This window comes from Legionella sp. 27cVA30, assembly GCF_024160945.1.
GTDB lineage: Bacteria > Pseudomonadota > Gammaproteobacteria > Legionellales > Legionellaceae > Legionella_A > Legionella_A septentrionalis.
In genome coordinates this window covers 529,730-547,284 of sequence record NZ_JAMYXK010000001.1, presented here as the reverse complement: position 1 = coordinate 547,284, position 17,555 = coordinate 529,730, and the positions used below count along the sequence as shown (strand labels likewise).

The window sequence follows — 17,555 nt, the reverse complement described above, 5'->3', positions numbered from 1 at the left end:
GTTAACGCATGCAAACATGAAATAATGGGTCACCTTCATTGACCATTGGCTCTGTGGTTTTAGCAAAAATAATTCCATCACAAGTAGCAAGAACATTAATTGGTTTTTCAATATCAAATGGATCAGAAAGTTCGGCCAATATTTGATCTTTTATAATGGAAGAAATAAGATTTTTATTCGTTTTCAAAAGCCCGCTAACGGGAGCTCTAATCCATTTCGTGGCACTGTAATATTGGGAAAAAAAAGTGTTTAGGGTTTTCCACTCCGGACCAATCATATTCAAATGAGATAAAATATTTAAAATCCCTTGTAAACCGATTTCAATGCAATCTTCATTGAGCCGCTGCGCTTCTCCTCCTTCGAATACTAATAAAGGAATATGCTGCTCAAGGGCTATTTTTCTTAGTGATTTATTGGGTACAGGTGTGCCTAAAATGGGTACGCCGAATTCTTTCGCCAATGTTTTCGCATCACTTGATTTTGAAATCCTTACATGCGGGAAATTAAACAAACAGCGGCCGCCGGAATGCAGATCGATGCCATAGTGGCATTTTTTAACAATTTCATTGGTGTAAAAGTAAGTTAGCCGTGAGGCAAGACTGCCATTTTCACCACCCGGAAATGAGCGGTTTAAATCCCTATTCTTTATGTTTCTTGTTTGCAGCATGAGCCCATATGGATTGGCAACCGGGACTGTAATTAGTGTTCCAGAAAGTTGTTCCAAAGCGGCATGCTTGTGTAATCTATTCACAATTTCAATGCCATTCAACTCGTCGCCATGCAGCGTGCTAAAAATAAATAATTTGGGTCCCGGATTAAGCCCATGAAATACATGAATGGGAATTTTTAATTTTCTTCGCGTAAATAAACTTGAAAAATCATATAAAAATTTAATTTTTTGCCCAGGAATAATTTTTTTCCCACATAATTCAAAAAATTCATTTTTTATTTGAATCATTGCCGTAATATCGATAACAAAACTTAAGATCGTTTCGATCTTAAGTTTTGCGGTTTCTTATTGTCGACGTGGACCAGATTGAGACTTTTCCTGCGTTTGCTCATTGGTTGTTTTGCCTTCTTTGTTACCGAAGGTACTATTGCGATCGCCACCTAAGCCTCGTTGTGAGCCTTGTTCATTTCCCTGGCCTTTTTCTTGGCCCATGTTCTCAGAAGGGTGGCCAGATTTTTGGTTTTGCTGCCAGTTTTGTCCTTGTTGTCTATTTTGGCCAGTTTGTTGATTTTGACCAGTCTGATTTTGTTGATTATTTTGTTGTCCGGATTTTTGGGAATTCCATTTATCATCCATTTTATTATCCATTGCAATCTCCTTTTGTTTGTTTGCACCTAAACGAATAGGTCAAAAATTTCCGTAGTGCAAGCAACTTTCCCTGGTAAAAAAGTTAACATCTTGATAGTTGAATTAAATTTTCTTTGATTTTTTTAGAAAATGAAACGGTGTACATTTGTTATACTTAATGTAAAGCAAGGAGGAGACAGGAATGGAAAAATCGAAACTGGATAAAAAATCTGAAAAATCTTCACCCCCTAGAAAAGAAAGCTTAAAGAAAATAAAAAAGGATGATGATTTAGACGAAGCTTTGGAAGAGACATTTCCCGCAAGCGATGCTACGGCTAAGTACCAGGGAGAAACGCGTGTTTTCCCCGATTTGGGTAATAAAAAGTAGGGCCTTAACTGCGTATTTTTTCAGGTGGCAGTAAAAAATTACGAAGTTAGAATAAATTGATTTTTTAAATTGTTTATACTTAACTGATTAAGACCACGCACTTACCAATGAACACTATTATGGCTAAAAATAATACTTGGTACGGTCTGAACTTGCTTCCAATTTACGTTGAAATCGTAGAGAGTCAATTGGAGGCAGCGCATGCGCAGTTAGAAAAATTGCAAGCCGCTGAAAGTCAAATAGAGGGAATTGATCCTCGGACTTTGATGCGCTTAAATAAGCTTTATTCTTCCCAAAAAATGGATAATTGGGTATTTTTTGATCAATGTAAGCAATGGCGTAATAGTAACCCTAATACGGAGCAATTGCGCTTAATTGCTTATGTGGAAAAAAATGCCGCTCAATTAGATTTAATTAGTCGACAAATTTTAGTTTTAATTGAATCTTTACAGCAAAAACGCAGACAAGAAATGGCGGATACAGGATTTGACTGGTTATTAAAAACATTCTCCGGAAAGTCTAGATAATTTATTAAGCTTTTAGTCAGAAATGAAGCAGCGTAAATTATAGGTTGATATTTAAGGATTGCTTAATATTCCAGAATTCTTCCCAAGGATCTTGCTGCAATGCGAGCAAGCGTTTAGGTAAGGTTTTTATCGTAAAAAGAGTATCGTTGATTCGATGGGTAAGCTCATCCCAATGCAGTGGTGTTGCGACAGGGGCATGCAGTTTAGCCCGTGTTGAATAAGGTGCAATGGCAGTTGCATTGCGTTGGTTGCGAAGATAATCAAGAAAAATTTTTCCCTTACGCTTTATTTTTGCCATATTAGAAACGTATTTTTCCGGACTTTGTTGTTCGACAAACCGTGCAAAAAGTTCTGAAAAATTTTTAATTACATCCCAAGAATGCTCTGGTTTTATGGGAATGACCACGTGTAAGCCTTTACCCCCTGTACTTTTTATAAATGATTTTAAATTTAATTCAGCAAGATATTCTTTTATTTCGAAAGCTGCACCTACAACTTGTGACCATTTAAGTTCTGGCGAAGGATCTAAATCAAAAGTGATGATATCAGGATACTCTAAATGCTCGATGGTGCTTCCCCATGGGTGAATTTCCAAAACCCCCATTTGTACGAGTCCAAGCAATCCTCCTTTATCGGTCAGATACATATATTCTTCAATGCCATCATCATTATTATTTTTAATCGGCATGGGTTTTAACGTTTTGGCCGAAGATTTGTTAAAATGTTTTTGATAAAAACATTCCTTGTAATCCGTTGGGCAGCGCACCAAAGTTAACGGACGATTGCGAATATATGGCAAGATATAAGGACATACTTCGGAATAATACTCACAAATGTCACCTTTTGTAATATGGTCTTCCTTATATAGGATCTTATTGGGATTCGATATTTTAAGTCCTGTATGGTTTTGCTTTCCTCTGGGTGTATCCGTAGCAATATTTTCAATGTGCTCTTCTTTTTCGCGGGTCACTTGTTCGGGTTTTTTATCTTCCCGCAGACCTTTAAAGCTGGGGTGGCGCAACCTTCCATCACTGGTCCATTCAGAAAATTCAATTTCCACGACTAAAACGGGCTTAACCCATGTTGCTGTTCTAATGCCCGGAGGATTTATATTAAAAGGATTTTTTGCAGTGACTAAGTTTTTTAACTTGGAATAAATGATGTCTAAAGAAGTTTCTGTAAAACCCGTCCCTACATTCCCGCAATAGATAAATTTACCATTATCATAAATGCCTATGTATAAAGAGCCAAAATACGCACGCGAACCCCGAGGCGGTGAGAAGCCGCCGATGACAAACTCCTGTCTTTGGACGCATTTTATTTTTAACCAGGATTTAGAGCGTTTTGGAGTGTAAGGGCTATCGACGCGCTTGGAGATAATGCCTTCTAAGGCAAATTGACAAGAACATTTAAACATTTCTTTCCCTTGCCCTATTACATGATCGCTGTAGCGGATAGAAGGAGAAGTATTTAGTAATAATGGTTCAAGCAATTTTTTTCTTTCTAGCAACGGCAAGGAACGTATATCCCATTGGTCATAATACAAAAGGTCAAAGACATAATAGAGAAAAGCGCCTTCATTTTCTTTGATGGAATTTTGTAATAACTGGAAGTTAGACCGGTGTTTTTCGTCTAAAAAAACCAATTCTCCATCGAGGATAAGCTTACTTAATGGCAATTTTTTTAATTCATTGGCAATGCTTAGAAATTCAGCAGTCCAGTCCTTGTTATTTCTGGATATAAGTTTTATATGTTTACCTTCTTTAAACGCAAGGATGCGATATCCGTCCAATTTTATCTCATGGAGCCAATCATCTCCTTCAGGAGGTGCGTCAACCAAAGTAGCCAATTGCGGAGAAATAAGCTTAGGAAATGGCGCTGTAGGTAATTCGAGACTGGCTTTTTCAAAGCGTGGTTTATTTATTTTTTTAAAACCGGTTCTTGTCCACACTGCATTATAATTTTCGGCAATCTCATCAATGGATTGGTTAGATATTACGCTGTCAGGTTCCTCTTTAGTAATATCATAATCGCTTAAAAGGCGAGCATAGCCATCTTTGTATTTTATAAGGAACCAGGCATTTGCTTCCGTCTTAAAGCGGATTAAATCCCATCTTCCTTTTAATTTTTGTGCATCCAATTCAAAGCGTAAATGGCCTTTTTGATACGCTTGTTCGGGGTTTTCATCCAAAGGTTTCCAACTTCCTTTATCCCAAAGCAATACTGTACCGCCGCCATATTCACCTTTAGGGATAATGCCTTCAAAAGTGCCATATTCGATGGGGTGATCCTCCACATGCATGGCTAATCGCTTGACATCAGGATCAAGACAGGGACCTTTGGGAACTGCCCAGCTTTTAAGAACTCCATCCAATTCAATACGGAAATCATAATGCAAATGGCTGGCGGCATGTTTTTGGATGATAAATAAAAATTTGTTTTTTTTATGTACCTGTCCTTTAGGTTCAGGGGTTTTGCTAAAATTCCTTTTATTGTGATATTGGCGTAGTCCCATAAAAATCCCTGCCCTTGCTTACAGCATTCATATGGATGTTTTAATTATAATATTATTTAACATTTTTTTTAAAAAATGCACAAAACGATATTGAATAAATCCGGTGGCTATCTTTTAAAAACCGAAGAAGTTAGGGCAAAAAAAATAGTAATAGTTTCAAGATGGTTCCAAAAGTTATGTGTTTTCTATTTGCATTCTCTTTTTGATTGATCTATCCCTTAGGAGAGAAATATAAAAATAATAAACGTTGAGTGAGCAGGAGATTAAGAAAAATTTTTTAGGAGCAAAAATTATGAAAAGGATATTTTATGTATTGTTAGCCACATTGGCTTTTAGCACCGCAGGATTTGCCAATACTGACTCAGGAGGCAGCAGCACAACCAACACGATGGGAACAGGCAGTGACGTAAACGGAGGTACAAGTTCCACTACCGGCATGGATAGTTCAACTACAGGAACAGGTACAACCACCAGTACTGGTACTATGGATACAACCAGTGGAACCGATAGCACCACAGGCACCAGTACCACTACAGATACAGGCACTGTGAATGGTGATACCAGTACAGGAACCACTTCCGATATGAATACAGGTACAGGAATGGATGCTGGCACCAGCTCAGACACTGGCACAGGTACTACGACTAGTACAGATAGTACAACAGGCACATCCACTACTACAGACATGAATACTTCCACTGGTTATGATACAGAGGAGTAATTCTTTGTATAAGCTAACTCGCGCAAGTGAGTTAGCTTTATTTAAATGAAAAAATGGAAAAAAAACACGCCAAAGTAAACTGCTGTAGCCACCCCAAGCATACCAGCTAAAAATAAACTCATGATCACTGCAAAACGATTATGTGCTATCACCCAAATCAAAATGAATTTAGAAATAAAACTCGCCACGATCATAATCCCTAGTAATTGTGTGGCAGTAGTTAGGGATAGGCCTTTATCCTGATAGAGCAATGCGACTGCATAAGCCATACCATGAATTTCAAATAAACCAGTAATAAAAGAAGTCAGGGGTAGGGCAGATTCACCAATATGCTGATTGATTAAGCCTACCAATAACAAAATTCCCCCAATTAAAAACGCCAGCTTGAAAATAGCTTTGATGTCTAGAGGATTGGGGGGTGTTACGGTAATTTTTTGCTGTTGATTGTAACGCAAGCATAACCATGAAGCAGCCATGCCAAATACAATGGTTGCGAGAATCGGCCATATGATAATTTTTAATAAAGAAGGGGCTGTATAGAATATAACAATTAAAAAGCCGCATAACGTCGCGATTGTGGCAAAAATGCCTGCTACGATTGCCGAAGTTGTACTTTGTTTCCTACTTTTTTTCGCGTTAGCGTGAGCCAATGAAGCAAATACGGCAGTAGAGGAAGCTAGGCCGCCAAAAAAACCGAGTAACAACATGCCTAAACCCTCGCCAAACAAGCGGATGGCAACATAGCCTCCAAATTGTAAAGCAGCGAGTATTAATACGATAATTCCAAAATTTTGTGGATTAAATAATCCCCAGGGATCAATGACTTTGTCGGGTAAAAAAGACACAATCACTAGAGAAATAATGATGATGGTAATGGAAGCTTCAATTTCTTTGGCAGTAATTTTTTCCTTGGCAAACCTGTGCAAGCTTTGCCGTCCGTAAAGAATTAACAAAATAACTGTGGCAATGGAAAGCGCTAATAATTTCTCTTTCCATATTAAATAACCTAATAAATAAACTGCAGCGCCTGCCATTTCAGTTGTGATGCCAATTTCATTTGTTTTTTTTCTGATCTCGGTAAAGCGAAAATAACCAAACAATAGGGCCGAAAAAACAAATAAGCTGAGCATTAGGGTGATGTATGGGGCATGTATTTGGGCCGCCAATGTCCCTAAAATAGATAAAAGAATGAAGGTGCGCATGCCAATCGCTTTGCTTCCTTCAGCGTGGCTGCGCTCGCGCTCTATCCCTATGAGCAACCCTATCATAAAAGAAAGAAGAAATGGCTGTATGGTTTCAAGCATATAAATTCTTCTTGAATGTTTTTGGCATTAATAAGTTTGGCCAGTTTCCATTTCTTGTTGTATGCCACCCACTACCCATTGGGAGCTGTGGGTAAATTTGCGGAAATGCCAAATTTCATTTAGAGGGATGGACGCATCATTTTCCTTAATTAAACCTGTGAAGCGTACGCTTATCATCATGCCGTCTGGCTGTTTGGTTACATCCAGCAATTGTGCGTTTAAGGTACCAATTTCTGTAACATTAGGTTCATCGCCGCGTTCGTCCAATTGCATTTTAATTTCTGCAAACACTTCAGGGACAGTGAAAGCAGTTAAATCTTGCATGTTTTTTTGATCATAAGCATTCTGCAAGCGTATAAACATGACTTTTGCCTCACGCAGGAAGCTTTCAGTATCGAAATCTTGGGTTTCATCTGCGAAATAAGGTTCTTGGCGATAATCATTTCGTGTTTGGCCTCGTCCGAACGCTTGAGACGCGGTTTGATAATTGAGAGTTTGTTTTTTGCGGAAGAAATTAAATATCAGCAATCCTAATAAACCTAAAATCGCCCAGGTTACCAGACCGCTTGCCAATCCATGTTGCATAAATAAACTGGCCAGTAAGCCGCCAATCAATAACCCGCCAAGCATCCCGCCCCAACGGCTGCTATTCGAGCGCTGGCCTAAAGGTTTGGTGTTTTTAGGGGCAGAATGAGAAAAACTGCTATGCGAACGTTGCACGCCAAAACTCCGCCCGCCACCAAAACGCTTGGCTGCTGCTTCATTCATGGTAAGACCGAAGCTTAATAATACGATTAAAAAATAAGCAAAAAATTTGTACATTTTGACAACCCAATTAAAAAAACATCATTATTGCACTTCTTATCGCGGATGCACAGAGCTTGTGTTGAAAACGTAAGACTTGCTCATTTAAGGCACCCGGTTCACCCCTTAAGGAGCGAATCGCGGATTTGCATACTCGCATAGGCTGGCATGGGATTGCGTATTTTATTCGCAATCTCATGAGAACCTGTACGCTTTAAATCAATAGACATAGGGTGCAACGGTATCAAGACACTTTATCAGCTTTTTCTTGTTGATATTTATGCAACAATTTTTCTACCTCGGCTGTATAATGACGTGATTCATTACTTGCTGGCATGTTCTCTTCTTCAGCAACTTGTCTTAATTCGATATCATCCAACCAATTTGTCAAAAGTTTAATTTTATCATCAATGGATAATTCAGCGTCATTTTCAACTTCAAAAGGATGCTTGTAGAATTTAAGCGGATTGGCAATTTTTTCCAGATTTTTGTCCATAGACTGTCCTTTATTATCCGGTAGTTTCACTTAAAGTTTAGTAAAGAAGAATAATTATAAAGAGGTTTTATTGTCCTATTCCCCCCATAAATGCCCATTTCATTGCCTCTTTTTGGGATAATTCAACTTTCGTGACTGCATCTTTAGGTACATAGACGGTATAACCGCCAATTTGATAACTCATCGGCAGATACACTGAAATTAATGTATCGTCGCCGATGCCGGCAGGCGCCTTATCAAAGCTGGTGCGCGTTACAATGCCAAGGACTTTAATATTCAACGCTTTAAAATGAACCATGACCACGTCTTCGCCATCTGGTTTGGTAGGAGAGGTCAGATATTTAATGAAGGTTTGAATTGCCTGATAGACATCGCCAATAATAGGTAGCCGGCTCATAAAACGCTGTACAACGAATGCCATATGCCGGGTTATATAAGTTTGCAGCAATAAACCGGTTAAAAACACGATTAATAAAGCGGTTAACAATCCCATTCCAGGGATGTAATAAGTTCCCAAGATTTTTTGGAGAACCTGGCTGGAAATGGCTTCGATGCTTTGTAGCAACCAAAATATAAAATAAAGCGTAAGATAGAAAGGCAGCAAAGTAAGTAAGCCTCTCCAAAATAACGAAATGATTTTGTGTTTTGAATACATCCTTTTCTCGCAAGCAATGAAATCCTTTCAGTATAAAAGCATTGGTAACAGTGTTTTTGCAAGTTTTGCTTTCATTTAATGGCTGCATAGCGATGCATAAAGCGTTAACATTGTGAAGAACATAAGCTTGCACCGGCTTGCCTAGATAAAAAAATAAGTCGCGTAAATAGCATGGACCAAAAGATGGCTAAAAAATTAAGCTATATTGCGCATTAAATAGAGTTAAAAGTCAGGTTACAATACTTTCTTTTTTTAGTTTCTCTATGAAATTTACAATTGACCCAAGAATCTTATGCAGTTCTTTTGAATTAGGCGACTGGCCACTTTCAAGTATTTTATTGAAAGACAATGTTAATTTTCCATGGCTTATCCTGGTGCCACGCGTTAAAGCTATTCAGGAAATTTGGCAATTGTCAGCATCGCAACGCCACACGCTCATGGATGAATTGCACGCGGCTTCTACTATTGTCCAGGATGTATTTAAGCCTAATAAATTAAATATAGGGAGCTTGGGTAATATCGTTTCGCAATTACATGTCCACGTAATAGGTCGCTTTATAAATGACGATTTATGGCCGCATGGTGTCTGGCAAGCCGCGCAAACTGTTGTCGCTTATCCTGAAACTACCCGCGGACAAATCATTGATGAATTAAGGATAAGAGTGGCTCAGGCTTTTATATTGCGCTAAAGGTTCCTGGTCGGGGAATATTTCCGCCAAAGATACCGAGAAGCCGTCTTCGCGCACAATTCGTGCGTGCGAGCGTTTCAATTGCCTTGGCTCATCCACCCCACAGGAATGACAAAGAATAGCCACTTCATCCACCATATTATTGGCGTAGTGATATACCCGTTCTGCTTTGTCTTCCACGACCAAGCCGCGCTGTAAGTGCTTGTTATGCGTGGCAATCCCTGTAGGGCAGGTGTTGCGGTGGCATTTCATCGATTGAACACAGCCTAAAGCAAGCATAAAACCTCGAGCTGAATTAATAAAATCTGCACCAGCACAGAGCGCCCAAGTGACTTCTGCTGGCGTAATCAATTTACCGCTCGCAATCACTTTAATTCGTTCGCGCAAATGATAAAGGACAAGAAAATCAACCAGCTTGGGTAATGACTCATCAATTGGGATGCCCATGTAATCCATTAAACCTTGTGGTGAAGCCCCGGTGCCGCCATCGGCGCTATCCAGCGTGATGAAATCAGGGGCACAAGGGATCCCGCGCTTGTGAATCGTTTGACATAATTCGTGCAGCCAGTCATAGCTACCCAATACAAATTTGCATCCTACTGGTTTTCCAGTTATTTCGCGCACATGGTTAATGACATCGAGCAGTTCTTCCACATTACTGATATCAATATGTCGGCTTGGGCTGATGGAATCAACGTGCACTGGTATCCCGCGGATTTTGGCTATTTCCTCAGTTACTTTTATTGCTGGCAGAATACCACCTTTGCCAGGTTTAGCACCTTGACTTAGTTTAATTTCGAACATTTTTATGCAGTCAATTTGTGCGTATTCGCGCAATTTTTTATCCGATAATTTGCCGTCCAGATCACGAAAACCATATTTAGCTGTACCTATCTGCGCAACAATATCGCATCCGGATTCCAAGTGATACGGTGCGATGCCGCCTTCACCTGTGTTTAGCCAACATCCGGCCATTTTAGCCCCCCGGCCCAAAGCCTGTATTGCCGGTTTTGAAATCGCACCATAACTCATAGCCGAAATATTAAAAAAATGCGTGGTAGTATATGGTTTGGCGCAGAAAGGGCCTATCGTTACGGCACGGATATGTGCTTTATCTGTTGCCAGCGGCGGAAAGGGCGCATTTACGAAATAAACCGTGCCAGTATTATTCAAAGGGCGGGTAGAGCCGAAACCTAGCGTTGTATCTACATTTTTAGAGGCGCGATATACCCAGTTGCGTTCCGCGCGGTTGAAAGGCAGCTCTTCGCGATCGCCTGCAAAAAAGTATTGGCGGAAAAACTCTCCCAAATATTCACCGACATAACGGAAATGGCCGATAACTGGATAATTGCGTAAGATGGTGCGCTTCTTCTGGTTTCTATCATAAAGATACAAACTGATGAGAAACAAGAGGGTGCTCACTGAAATAATCAGCCAAATTAATTCACCAAGCTCCCAAGCCCTTAAAAAGAAAATAACCCTAGGTTTAATACTCACAGGTGCGTGATCCACAAAAATCCTTTTATGAAGAACATGATGCAAATCTTACCTTGGGATTTTAGACAAATGCCATAGTTATTTATGCTTTTCATTTTATGTTAAAAATATCGTCTGTTTGACATAAAGGCGATCAACAATTTGGGTCGTGGTGTATAATTAATACAAAGAGACAAAAAGGAGGGCTTGTCATGGCACTCAATATGTCATTAGCGAATCATTTACTGATTGCAATGCCCTCACTAAATGATCCTAATTTCAAAAGAGCAGTTGTCTATGTTTGTGAGCATCATGCGCAAGGGGCAGTAGGGCTTATGATTAATCGCCCTATGCAGTATCCTTTGGGAATTGTGTTTGATCAACTGCAGATTCAACCTAAGCGCAGTGAACGCAGCCTCATGCCACTATTGTTTGGGGGGCCCATGCAGCCCGATCGCGGTTTTGTCATTCATAGACCTTTCGGAGATTGGCGTTCCAGTCTTCTTTTGAGAGATGATGTGACGGTGACCACTTCAAATGATATCATTCGCGCTATTGCAGAAGAGCATGGACCTAAGGACGTATTGGTTACCTTAGGTTATACAGCTTGGGGAGAAAATCAGATAGAAAAGGAAATCATGGAAAATTCCTGGCTAGTTTGCCCGAGTACCCCCGAATTGTTATATGATGTGCCATTTGAAGAACGCTGGGAATATGCAGGTTTGACAATTGGCGTAAAAATGAGTGAATTAACGTCTAGCGTGGGCCATGCGTGAAGGTATTTATCTTGGGTTTGATTTTGGGTTTAAGCGCATAGGAGTCGCCGTTGGGCAATCGCTTACCGGGAATGCTTCACCGCTTGCAACCATTGAAGCGCAGCAGGGCGTGCCTCGAAACTGGGATTTTATTCGCAAACTTATTCAGGAATGGCGACCATTGGCCTTGATTGTCGGATTACCCACTTGTATCGACGATAGTGAACTTTACACTACCGAAGCAGCGCGCAATTTTGCCCACCAATTGAAAGATCGTTTTTCCCTGCCGGTGCATCTTGTTGATGAACGGCTTTCTACCGTGGAAGCCCGTGCTCATTTGTTTGAGCAAGGTGGATATCGTAAAATTAAAAGATCAGAAATTGACAGCATTGCGGCCTGCATCATTTTGGAACAATGGCTGCAGCATTCCTGGTGAGTAGACATGAAACATTTTCTTGAAATAAACCAGCTCAGCCGTGGCGGAGCCAAGCATCTTATTGAGCGGGCATTTGCATTAAAGCACAGCAGTATTCAGCCTGCCTACCCTCTTACTACCGTGGCGAATCTTTTTTATGAAAACAGTACGCGTACACGCGTCAGTTTTGAAATGGCCGCAAGACGCTTAAGCATGCCTGTGATTAATCTTGACTTACAAAATTCTTCCGAGAGTAAAGGCGAAACGCTCACAGACACTATTGCCAACCTCGCAGCCATGGGCATTGCCGGCTTTGTTATACGCCATAGCGAAGAAGGGTTGCCAAAGCGCATTGCCGAACAATTTGACCGTAAAATTCACGTAATCAATGCAGGCGATGGCAAGCATGAACATCCAACCCAAGCGATGCTGGATATGATGACCATCATGGAGCAAAAACCTTATGTCGATCAAATTAAAATCGCCATCGTTGGAGATTTACGCCATTCGCGTGTTGCCAATTCCATGCAGAATTTGTGCAAGCTGTTGCAAGTAAAGGAATTGGTTTTGGTAGCGCCCTCCCTTTGGCTGCCAGAGAAAATCCATCATGGTCGCACAACCACTTCCTTGCAGGAAGGGATTGCTGATGCGGATGTAGTGATTTGTTTGCGCGTGCAAAAAGAACGTTTAAAAACAGGGGAAGAGTTGGATTTTGCCCGCTACCATCGCGATTATGCAATCACTGCAAATACGGTTAAATATGCCAAAGCTGATGCCATGGTTATGCATCCTGGCCCTATCAATCGGGGAGTAGAACTTGATAGCGAGGTAGCAGATAGTCCTCAAGCCTTTATCTTGAAACAAGTACAAAATGGCGTATTTATGCGCATGGCTATCCTGGAAGCTTTGATGCAGCACGCATCGTAAATCTACCCAGGCATTTTAAAGATTTGCCTGAAAGATAAAGCTTGTTGCAAATCTACCAAAGTGACGGGCTCGGCACGCCTTATGTCCGCAATAGTGCGCGCTACTTTCAACAAACGATGAAAGGCACGGGCAGATAATTTTAGTTTATGCATGACTTGAAACAAAAAATCTTGTTCCTGTGTATTCAATGCACATACCCGCTCACAATCTTTTGCGCCTAGCTGGGCATTGATGCAGCCTTGCCGGTGCATTTGTCTCAACCGTACCTCGGCTACAAGTTCTCTTATTGCTAAACTTTCTTTGCCAGGCGATGTATTAGGCTTAATGAGTTCTTCTTCGCTCAGGGCTTGCACAGTGATGTGCATGTCAATCCGGTCTAACAAAGGTGCTGATAGCTTGCCTAAATAACGGTTAATGCGCTCGGGAGTACAATGACATGTCGCCTTGGCATTACCCCATTGTCCACAAGGGCAAGGGTTCATCGCGGCCAGTAATTGAAACCGGGCTGGAAAATCAGCGTGTGTGGTCGCTCTTGAGATGCAAATACGTCCCGATTCCAATGGCTCACGCAAGGTTTCAAGTACGTGGCGATGGAATTCGGGAAGTTCATCCAAAAATAAAATTCCATGGTGAGCCAGGGAAATTTCACCGGGTTTTGGCGGATTGCCTCCCCCCACCAGCGCAACTGGGGATGCAGTATGATGCGGCGAACGGAAAGGGGGTTGGCGCCAATTGGTAAAATCAGGCGAGCGGCCGCGGATGGATTGAATGGAAGCGCACTCTAGCGATTGTTCTTCTGACAGATCAGGGAGCAGCGTGCTAAAACGGGTTGCCAACATGGTTTTGCCGCTCCCCGGCGGCCCGCTTAATAAAATACTGTGGCCTCCGCAAGCGGCAATTTCCAAAGCACGTTTTGCATGCTGTTGCCCTTTTATATCAGACCAATCCAGGTGGGCATCATTGCGAACAATTTCCGGCTTGGCGGGTAGCTTGGGCAAAGGGGTGCCCTGGCATAGATACCCGCATGCCGCGCGAAGATTGCATGCAGCCGAGACGCACTCTGAACCAACGAGCGCTGCTTCCTCTGCATTTGCGTAAGGGATCAGCAATTGCTGTTGGTCGCGGTGAGCCGCTAAGACGGCTGGAATGATTCCTGCTATTCTGCGCAAGCTGCCATCCAAAGCCAATTCGCCGATAAACTCGTGTCCTTTGAGCTTTTCCATGGGCAATTGTCCCGAAGCTGCAAGAATGCCAATTGCAATAGGAAGGTCAAAGCCGCTGCCTGTTTTAGGAAGATCAGCGGGGGCTAGATTGACTGTGATTTTACGGCATGGAAATTCAAATTGGCTGTTTATGATGGCACTGCGCACTCGATCCTTACTTTCTTTTACCGCTGTTTCGGCAAGACCGACGAGGGTAAATGCTGGCAACCCGTTGGATAAATGGACTTCTACAGAAACGGCTTGCGCGTGAATACCGATGCTGCTGCGCGTCCTTATAATCGCTAAGCTCATGATAATAATTATTTTTGAGGTTGGAAAAGTTATTCTACTGAAACCGCACAAGCGCGTCGAGGGAGTAGGTAATTATTTTTCTTTTGTTTGTTTTGCCAGCAATGTATTTACTTGCTGTTGTAAAGCATCCAGTTTTTCACGGGTACGGGCTAACACTTTAGTTTGCACGTCAAATTCATCGCGTGTTACCAAATCCATATGGGTAAATGCAGATTGCAGAATTTCCTTGAATTTTTGTTGAATCTCATTTTCAAAATTTTGTAAACTGCTAGGTAATGAAGAGTATAATTTTTTTGCTAAATCCTCAAATTGTTTAGGGTCAAACATACAAACTCCAATAATTATTTTTCTAGAGTCTAGCAAAATCAAACTAGATGAGCTATCAATAATCGTTTTTAAGGTAAGCAATGAAAATGATCACAGCAATCATCAAGCCATTTAAGCTCGATGATGTACATGAAGCCCTAATGGAAATCGGAATTCCTGGCATTACTATTTCAGAAACCCGTGGATTTGGCCGGCAAAAAGGACATACTGAACTCTATCGTGGCGCTGAGTATGTGGTAGATTTTCTGCCGAAGATAAAAATTGAATTGGCTTTGCCCGATAATATGGTAGAGGCAGCAATTGATGCAATTTGTAAAGCTGCATACACGGGCAAAATCGGTGACGGTAAGATTTTTGTTTATGATTTGGAGCAAGCAATCCGAGTCCGCACCGGCGAAGTAGGCGAAGATGCCTTAAGTTAAGCTTTAAAGTACACCCCATCTTCTCCACGTTTTGCTGCAGAAGATAGGATATTTGCATGTCTATGCTTCGCCCAACTTTAAAATAAACTCCCATTCTTCTGCAGTGACTGGCAATACGGATAACCGATTTCCCTTCCGCACCACAGGCATTTTTTCTAATTCCCGATGTCGCTTAAGCTCATCCAAAGAAATAAGGTGGGTAAATTTTTTTTTGAAACGCACATCTACCATGTACCAGCGCGGGTTTTCAGGCGTGCTTTTAAGATCTGGATGCTCGCTTGTTGGATCGTAAGCCGTATAATCCGGGTAGGGTTTGCTGACAATTTCGGCTATGCCAATAATCCCAGGTGGATTGCAATTGGAATGATAAAAAAAAGCTAAATCGCCAGGATTCATACCATCCCGGATGAAATTACGCGCTTGATAATTGCGTACTCCATCCCATGGTGTTGTTTGCTCAGGAGCATTGCGCAGATCATCAATGCTAAAGCAATCAGGCTCAGATTTTAAAAGCCAATAGTGACGAGTCATGGTTTACTCCAATAAATATCTTGTTCGGTCGCTATAACATTCAAAGTGATGTCCCACGGTTGCGCAGGAATGGAAGGTACGCATTGAAACGCATAGGCTACCCCGATCAGTAAAGGCTTATGACAATTTGCCAAAGTGCGATCGTAACAACCAGCTCCCATGCCTAAACGGTGGCCTTGCTTATCCAATGCTACCGCCGGAATTAAAATAATATCGAGTTCTTTGGCTACAAAGGGCGTTTGCGTTCCAGGTGCAGGTTCAAGGATACCCAAATTATTTTTTATCAATGTTGTCGTGGCATCAGCAGGCAAAAAAGATAACGAATCATCTTTTTTATGAATTGGAAAATAACATTTTTTCCCTTGTTGCATTGCCGTTTTCCATAAATGCTGCAAGGATGCTTCACCATTTACCGCAAAATACAAGCCAATGCGTGAGGCTGCCAGATAAGGTGGAAATTGCAGCAAGTTCTCACAAATTTTATAAGAGGTAATTTCTTGGTAGTCGGCAGATAAATTTTTCCGCACCAAGCGATACGCATCCCTTAATTTCCGTCTGGTTTCCTCGCTCATGCTTTGCACACCCGTTTTTAACGCACAGAATTATTACGTGTGGCATCTTGAAGTTCAAGTTTTAATTAAGTTAGAAATCTACTAGGCAAATGAAAAAAAATCAGGTATATAGCTTGCAAAATTAAATAGGTTCCACTGGATAGGGTGGAGTAATGTTTCTTAGCCTATTAAAGGGGATAGTATGAATCGCGAACTATTTGATGATGAAGAAGAAAAAGATTTAATAGCAGAAGATGAATTTGTTGATCCAGAGGAAATCATTGTCGACACGGTTTCCAGTGCCCGCAAGCGTTGGGAAGAGTTGCTGGAAAAGCGGAGATTGGATGAAGATTTAAGAGAAGTATTCGAAGATTTGGATTAATTTTACGCTGCATCATTAATCCGCATCAAGGTTCGCTGTCAAATGCTTTTGCTCGGTGACAGCGAATGAATCAAGCTTAAGTAATGCAATATTGCTGCCAGCAAGGATTGCATGCTGCATTCGATTTTTATTTTCCTTTGCCCAGCGTTATTTTTTTATACATTTGGTATACCCCTAATAACAATAGAATGATGCCTATTCCAAGTAAACCTGAATAGCGGTAAATGCTACTGGAGTGTGTCATGAGCGTCATGCCGAGATGGCCGCAATAAGTATAAATAATTTCCAAAGGGATTAGAAAAATGACAGTGGCCCACATGTATTGGGTAAATTTTATACGGGTTAGTCCCAATCCATAATTTACAAGACTAAAAGGAACCACGGGTAATAAGCGAAGTATTGCCACAAATTGCCAACCACGTTCCTCAACTCCGAGGATAAATTTATTAATCCGTTTTTGATTTATGCCGATCAATTCATCGCTAACCAGATGCCGACTGATGCAAAATGCACAAGCAGCGCCAAGCGTGGCGCCGAGCAAATTATAAATTATCCCTAGAAATGGGCCGAAAATGGCGCCTCCTGCCAAAGTAAGCATCATGGTTGGCAGAAAGAAAATAGTAGCAAAGCAATACAGAACCAGAAACAAAATAGGTGCAATCCATCCTAACTTCGTTATCCACTCTATTAGAAGGGACACATTTTGTTGAAAGATAATTGCGCAGCCAGTAATCACTACTATGGCCAGTGCAAGGTAGCGTCCGTTCATATGTGAGTATAAATAAGCTGCATGCGCGTACTTTATTACAGGAAAATTTTTGAGGCAAGTTTACCATTCTTAATAAAACCTTAATTTTTA

22 protein-coding genes are annotated in these 17,555 nt (G+C 41.2%); 9 read left to right on the top strand and 13 right to left on the bottom strand.

Annotated features, from left to right (window positions below):
- Nucleotide 1 precedes the first annotated feature (1 nt).
- Nucleotides 2–958 carry a succinylglutamate desuccinylase/aspartoacylase family protein gene (locus tag NKV53_RS02395; RefSeq protein ID WP_126953998.1) on the bottom strand — a complete coding sequence of 319 codons (957 nt, stop codon included), beginning with the start codon at nucleotides 956–958 and terminating at the stop codon, nucleotides 2–4.
- 57 nt (nucleotides 959–1,015) lie between these two features.
- On the bottom strand, nucleotides 1,016–1,318 hold the full coding sequence (locus tag NKV53_RS02390) for a hypothetical protein (RefSeq protein ID WP_126953999.1): 303 nt from the start codon (nucleotides 1,316–1,318) through the stop codon (nucleotides 1,016–1,018).
- A 181-nt stretch (nucleotides 1,319–1,499) separates the two neighbouring features.
- Here NKV53_RS02390 and NKV53_RS02385 point away from each other — a divergent pair, with 181 nt between their 5' ends.
- Entirely contained in the window at nucleotides 1,500–1,685 is a 186-nt protein-coding gene (locus NKV53_RS02385) for a hypothetical protein (protein ID WP_127032361.1), read from the top strand.
- Between the two features lie 119 nt (nucleotides 1,686–1,804).
- Nucleotides 1,805–2,212 (top strand): hypothetical protein, encoded by a 408-nt coding sequence (locus tag NKV53_RS02380; RefSeq protein WP_126954001.1) that lies wholly within the window; start codon nucleotides 1,805–1,807, stop codon nucleotides 2,210–2,212.
- Between the two features lie 37 nt (nucleotides 2,213–2,249).
- Here the strand turns inward: NKV53_RS02380 and ligD are convergent, their stop codons facing one another.
- Nucleotides 2,250–4,727: a DNA ligase D gene (gene ligD, locus NKV53_RS02375; protein WP_126954002.1), complete on the bottom strand. Its 2,478-nt coding sequence runs from the start codon at nucleotides 4,725–4,727 to the stop codon at nucleotides 2,250–2,252.
- Between the two features lie 292 nt (nucleotides 4,728–5,019).
- Here ligD and NKV53_RS02370 point away from each other — a divergent pair, with 292 nt between their 5' ends.
- Entirely contained in the window at nucleotides 5,020–5,448 is a 429-nt protein-coding gene (locus NKV53_RS02370) for a hypothetical protein (RefSeq protein WP_126954003.1), read from the top strand.
- Between the two features lie 41 nt (nucleotides 5,449–5,489).
- Here NKV53_RS02370 and NKV53_RS02365 read toward each other — a convergent pair whose 3' ends face one another.
- The 4 genes from NKV53_RS02365 to NKV53_RS02350 all read right to left on the bottom strand — a co-directional run bounded on the left by NKV53_RS02365 (nucleotide 5,490) and on the right by NKV53_RS02350 (nucleotide 8,707).
- Entirely contained in the window at nucleotides 5,490–6,752 is a 1,263-nt protein-coding gene (locus tag NKV53_RS02365; RefSeq protein ID WP_253350634.1) for an MgtC/SapB family protein, read from the bottom strand.
- Between the two features lie 27 nt (nucleotides 6,753–6,779).
- Nucleotides 6,780–7,574: a Tim44 domain-containing protein gene (locus NKV53_RS02360; RefSeq protein WP_253350632.1), complete on the bottom strand. Its 795-nt coding sequence runs from the start codon at nucleotides 7,572–7,574 to the stop codon at nucleotides 6,780–6,782.
- 226 nt (nucleotides 7,575–7,800) lie between these two features.
- Nucleotides 7,801–8,052: a hypothetical protein gene (locus NKV53_RS02355; protein WP_127032366.1), complete on the bottom strand. Its 252-nt coding sequence runs from the start codon at nucleotides 8,050–8,052 to the stop codon at nucleotides 7,801–7,803.
- Nucleotides 8,053–8,119: 67 nt separating this feature from the next.
- The gene (locus NKV53_RS02350) at nucleotides 8,120–8,707 is read right to left on the bottom strand and encodes a DUF502 domain-containing protein (protein WP_253350630.1); all 588 of its coding nucleotides are present in this window, start codon (nucleotides 8,705–8,707) and stop codon (nucleotides 8,120–8,122) included.
- A 263-nt stretch (nucleotides 8,708–8,970) separates the two neighbouring features.
- Here NKV53_RS02350 and NKV53_RS02345 point away from each other — a divergent pair, with 263 nt between their 5' ends.
- The gene (locus NKV53_RS02345; protein ID WP_126954008.1) at nucleotides 8,971–9,396 is read left to right on the top strand and encodes an HIT family protein; all 426 of its coding nucleotides are present in this window, start codon (nucleotides 8,971–8,973) and stop codon (nucleotides 9,394–9,396) included.
- Here the strand turns inward: NKV53_RS02345 and NKV53_RS02340 are convergent.
- The gene (locus NKV53_RS02340) at nucleotides 9,358–10,908 is read right to left on the bottom strand and encodes an FMN-binding glutamate synthase family protein (RefSeq protein WP_233579560.1); all 1,551 of its coding nucleotides are present in this window, start codon (nucleotides 10,906–10,908) and stop codon (nucleotides 9,358–9,360) included. The two genes, NKV53_RS02345 and NKV53_RS02340, sit on opposite strands and share 39 nt — an antisense overlap.
- A 176-nt stretch (nucleotides 10,909–11,084) precedes the next feature.
- Here NKV53_RS02340 and NKV53_RS02335 point away from each other — a divergent pair, with 176 nt between their 5' ends.
- The 3 genes from NKV53_RS02335 to NKV53_RS02325 are packed head-to-tail and all read left to right on the top strand — an operon-like array spanning nucleotide 11,085 to nucleotide 12,969.
- Nucleotides 11,085–11,648 carry a YqgE/AlgH family protein gene (locus NKV53_RS02335; RefSeq protein ID WP_126954009.1) on the top strand — a complete coding sequence of 188 codons (564 nt, stop codon included), beginning with the start codon at nucleotides 11,085–11,087 and terminating at the stop codon, nucleotides 11,646–11,648.
- The gene (ruvX, locus tag NKV53_RS02330; protein WP_253350628.1) at nucleotides 11,641–12,063 is read left to right on the top strand and encodes a Holliday junction resolvase RuvX; all 423 of its coding nucleotides are present in this window, start codon (nucleotides 11,641–11,643) and stop codon (nucleotides 12,061–12,063) included. Before NKV53_RS02335 ends, ruvX begins: the two co-directional genes overlap by 8 nt.
- A gap of 6 nt (nucleotides 12,064–12,069) precedes the next feature.
- The gene (locus NKV53_RS02325) at nucleotides 12,070–12,969 is read left to right on the top strand and encodes an aspartate carbamoyltransferase catalytic subunit (RefSeq protein ID WP_127032367.1); all 900 of its coding nucleotides are present in this window, start codon (nucleotides 12,070–12,072) and stop codon (nucleotides 12,967–12,969) included.
- 2 nt (nucleotides 12,970–12,971) lie between these two features.
- Here NKV53_RS02325 and NKV53_RS02320 read toward each other — a convergent pair whose 3' ends face one another.
- Nucleotides 12,972–14,483 carry a YifB family Mg chelatase-like AAA ATPase gene (locus tag NKV53_RS02320; RefSeq protein ID WP_126954012.1) on the bottom strand — a complete coding sequence of 504 codons (1,512 nt, stop codon included), beginning with the start codon at nucleotides 14,481–14,483 and terminating at the stop codon, nucleotides 12,972–12,974.
- Nucleotides 14,484–14,555: 72 nt separating this feature from the next.
- A complete protein-coding gene (locus NKV53_RS02315; RefSeq protein WP_126954013.1) occupies nucleotides 14,556–14,810 on the bottom strand; it encodes an accessory factor UbiK family protein in 255 nt (84 codons plus the stop codon).
- An 80-nt stretch (nucleotides 14,811–14,890) separates the two neighbouring features.
- Here NKV53_RS02315 and NKV53_RS02310 point away from each other — a divergent pair, with 80 nt between their 5' ends.
- Nucleotides 14,891–15,232 (top strand): P-II family nitrogen regulator, encoded by a 342-nt coding sequence (locus tag NKV53_RS02310; RefSeq protein WP_127032369.1) that lies wholly within the window; start codon nucleotides 14,891–14,893, stop codon nucleotides 15,230–15,232.
- A gap of 60 nt (nucleotides 15,233–15,292) precedes the next feature.
- On the opposite strand, the gene NKV53_RS02305 is transcribed toward NKV53_RS02310, so the two are convergent.
- Entirely contained in the window at nucleotides 15,293–15,763 is a 471-nt protein-coding gene (locus NKV53_RS02305; RefSeq protein WP_127032370.1) for an EVE domain-containing protein, read from the bottom strand.
- On the bottom strand, nucleotides 15,760–16,335 hold the full coding sequence (locus tag NKV53_RS02300; RefSeq protein WP_127057040.1) for a 5-formyltetrahydrofolate cyclo-ligase: 576 nt from the start codon (nucleotides 16,333–16,335) through the stop codon (nucleotides 15,760–15,762). Before NKV53_RS02300 ends, NKV53_RS02305 begins: the two co-directional genes overlap by 4 nt.
- A 181-nt stretch (nucleotides 16,336–16,516) precedes the next feature.
- On the opposite strand from NKV53_RS02300, the gene NKV53_RS02295 reads away from it, so the two are divergent.
- A complete protein-coding gene (locus NKV53_RS02295; RefSeq protein ID WP_126954017.1) occupies nucleotides 16,517–16,696 on the top strand; it encodes a hypothetical protein in 180 nt (59 codons plus the stop codon).
- Between the two features lie 127 nt (nucleotides 16,697–16,823).
- Here the strand turns inward: NKV53_RS02295 and NKV53_RS02290 are convergent, their stop codons facing one another.
- Nucleotides 16,824–17,465, bottom strand: coding sequence for a TVP38/TMEM64 family protein (locus NKV53_RS02290; protein WP_233588828.1), 642 nt, complete (start codon nucleotides 17,463–17,465; stop codon nucleotides 16,824–16,826).
- Nucleotides 17,466–17,555: the final 90 nt, after the last annotated feature.

Coding starts and splice junctions, on each gene's coding strand:
- NKV53_RS02365 (WP_253350634.1), bottom strand. CDS start 6,752: ATGCTTGAAACCATACAGCCATTTCTTCTTTCTTTTATGATAGGGTTG.
- NKV53_RS02310 (WP_127032369.1), top strand. CDS start 14,891: ATGAAAATGATCACAGCAATCATCAAGCCATTTAAGCTCGATGATGTA.
- NKV53_RS02360 (WP_253350632.1), bottom strand. CDS start 7,574: ATGTACAAATTTTTTGCTTATTTTTTAATCGTATTATTAAGCTTCGGT.
- ligD (WP_126954002.1), bottom strand. CDS start 4,727: ATGGGACTACGCCAATATCACAATAAAAGGAATTTTAGCAAAACCCCT.
- NKV53_RS02355 (WP_127032366.1), bottom strand. CDS start 8,052: ATGGACAAAAATCTGGAAAAAATTGCCAATCCGCTTAAATTCTACAAG.
- NKV53_RS02295 (WP_126954017.1), top strand. CDS start 16,517: ATGAATCGCGAACTATTTGATGATGAAGAAGAAAAAGATTTAATAGCA.
- NKV53_RS02315 (WP_126954013.1), bottom strand. CDS start 14,810: ATGTTTGACCCTAAACAATTTGAGGATTTAGCAAAAAAATTATACTCT.
- NKV53_RS02325 (WP_127032367.1), top strand. CDS start 12,070: ATGAAACATTTTCTTGAAATAAACCAGCTCAGCCGTGGCGGAGCCAAG.
- NKV53_RS02385 (WP_127032361.1), top strand. CDS start 1,500: ATGGAAAAATCGAAACTGGATAAAAAATCTGAAAAATCTTCACCCCCT.
- NKV53_RS02345 (WP_126954008.1), top strand. CDS start 8,971: ATGAAATTTACAATTGACCCAAGAATCTTATGCAGTTCTTTTGAATTA.
- NKV53_RS02335 (WP_126954009.1), top strand. CDS start 11,085: ATGGCACTCAATATGTCATTAGCGAATCATTTACTGATTGCAATGCCC.
- NKV53_RS02320 (WP_126954012.1), bottom strand. CDS start 14,483: ATGAGCTTAGCGATTATAAGGACGCGCAGCAGCATCGGTATTCACGCG.
- NKV53_RS02370 (WP_126954003.1), top strand. CDS start 5,020: ATGAAAAGGATATTTTATGTATTGTTAGCCACATTGGCTTTTAGCACC.
- NKV53_RS02380 (WP_126954001.1), top strand. CDS start 1,805: ATGGCTAAAAATAATACTTGGTACGGTCTGAACTTGCTTCCAATTTAC.
- ruvX (WP_253350628.1), top strand. CDS start 11,641: ATGCGTGAAGGTATTTATCTTGGGTTTGATTTTGGGTTTAAGCGCATA.
- NKV53_RS02300 (WP_127057040.1), bottom strand. CDS start 16,335: ATGAGCGAGGAAACCAGACGGAAATTAAGGGATGCGTATCGCTTGGTG.
- NKV53_RS02395 (WP_126953998.1), bottom strand. CDS start 958: ATGATTCAAATAAAAAATGAATTTTTTGAATTATGTGGGAAAAAAATT.
- NKV53_RS02290 (WP_233588828.1), bottom strand. CDS start 17,465: ATGAACGGACGCTACCTTGCACTGGCCATAGTAGTGATTACTGGCTGC.
- NKV53_RS02390 (WP_126953999.1), bottom strand. CDS start 1,318: ATGGATAATAAAATGGATGATAAATGGAATTCCCAAAAATCCGGACAA.
- NKV53_RS02305 (WP_127032370.1), bottom strand. CDS start 15,763: ATGACTCGTCACTATTGGCTTTTAAAATCTGAGCCTGATTGCTTTAGC.
- NKV53_RS02350 (WP_253350630.1), bottom strand. CDS start 8,707: ATGTATTCAAAACACAAAATCATTTCGTTATTTTGGAGAGGCTTACTT.